The organism is Bifidobacterium sp. (assembly GCF_050874245.1).
In the GTDB taxonomy this organism is placed as follows: Bacteria; Actinomycetota; Actinomycetes; order Actinomycetales; family Bifidobacteriaceae; genus Bifidobacterium.
On record NZ_JBNMKH010000197.1, the window covers coordinates 1 to 1,303 of the forward strand.

At 58.9% G+C, this 1,303-nt stretch carries 3 protein-coding genes; 1 reads left to right on the forward strand and 2 read right to left on the reverse strand.

The genetic code is table 11. The features are described 5' to 3' along the window. On the forward strand, window positions 1-173 hold a 173-nt coding region (locus tag ACR0P8_RS09840; protein ID WP_432624870.1), incomplete at its 5' end, for a methylated-DNA--[protein]-cysteine S-methyltransferase. Here ACR0P8_RS09840 and ACR0P8_RS09845 read toward each other — a convergent pair. Beyond that, window positions 142-672: a flavodoxin gene (locus ACR0P8_RS09845; protein ID WP_229029341.1), complete on the reverse strand. Its 531-nt coding sequence runs from the start codon at window positions 670-672 to the stop codon at window positions 142-144. The genes ACR0P8_RS09840 and ACR0P8_RS09845 overlap by 32 nt on opposite strands. Window positions 673-724: 52 nt before the next feature. Then, a partial coding sequence (locus tag ACR0P8_RS09850; RefSeq protein ID WP_432624869.1) for an aminotransferase class I/II-fold pyridoxal phosphate-dependent enzyme occupies window positions 725-1,303 on the reverse strand: 579 nt, incomplete at its 5' end.

Consider the following 1,303-nt stretch of genomic DNA (forward strand, 5'->3'; position numbering starts at 1 on the left):
CGCTTATCGTGCCCTGCCATCGGGTCGTCGGCGCTGACGGCAGTCTCACCGGTTATGCGGGAGGCATTGAAACCAAAATCCGTCTGCTCCAACTCGAAGGCGTGCTGAAGCAGACGGAACGGATGGATGTGGATTGCGAATCTATAGACCGGATTTGGCGATCCACCCGCTGACGGCTTCGGCGGCTTTACTTGCGTTGTTCTGTGCGTCGGTCCCCATGACCGCAAGCCCCGGCTTCACCGTCGTCTTGGTGATTGCGGTGATACGTTCCGGAGTCCGTCCAAGCCCGCTGCCGCCGTGCGTGCAGAACGGATAAATGGTTTTGCCGGACCAGTCGCGGCTTTCCAGAAAAGCGTACACGGGCATCGGCATATCGCCGCACCAAATCGGATAGCCAAGGAACACGGTATCGGACGAATCGAGCGCATCGACATCGCCGCTGAGCGTGAACGGCGGACGCGCGTTGACACGCTGCTCCTCCTGCACCATTTCTGAGGTCGCGGCGTACCGTTCCGGATAAGGCTCGGTACGTGTGATTTCAATCATCGGCGAATCGGTCCGCCGGGCCACCTCTTGGGCAAGCTTCGCGGTATTGCCGACCGTCACCTCGCCCACTTCGTAGTTTTCGCCGGCGCGGGAGAAAAACACCACCACCATGTTGCGTCCTTTCATAGTCCTTGAAGAGGCCGTTGCCGCATCCGTCATGCGTCAGTCCAAGGGTTTATCAGTCCATCTTTGGAAACGATTGTGCTCGATACGCGAGCAGACCGTCGATGAACCGTGCAAGACCCTCGATCATGCGTGCACGCGGACAGGCCACGTTGATACGCACGAAATCATGACCGTTGCCACCATATTCGGAACCCTCGGAGAACATCACCTTATGCTCGCGTTTGAGATAATCGCACAACGCATCCGTGTCATGCGTGATGGCCGAACAGTCGACCCACAACAGGTAGGTGGCATGTCCTTCGACCATGATGATGCGCCGGTCGGCCGGCACCGAAGCGTTGTATTTGTCGAACATCGCACGCGCGGTCGCCTTGTTGCCGGCCAGATAGGCTCGTAACTCGTTCAGCCACGGTTCGCCCTCATTGAACGCGGCCAGGGTGGCGTCCATGGCGAAGGCGTTCGGCTCCGCCACCTCATCGGTGTTCAAAGCTCGCCACACCTTATGACGCAGCACCGGATTCGGAATCATCACGGCCGCGGAATTCAGTCCTGCGATGTTGAACGTTTTGGTCGGAGCCATGCAGGTCACCGAATTCATCGCGCAATGCTCGCCCACCGAGGCGAACGGCAC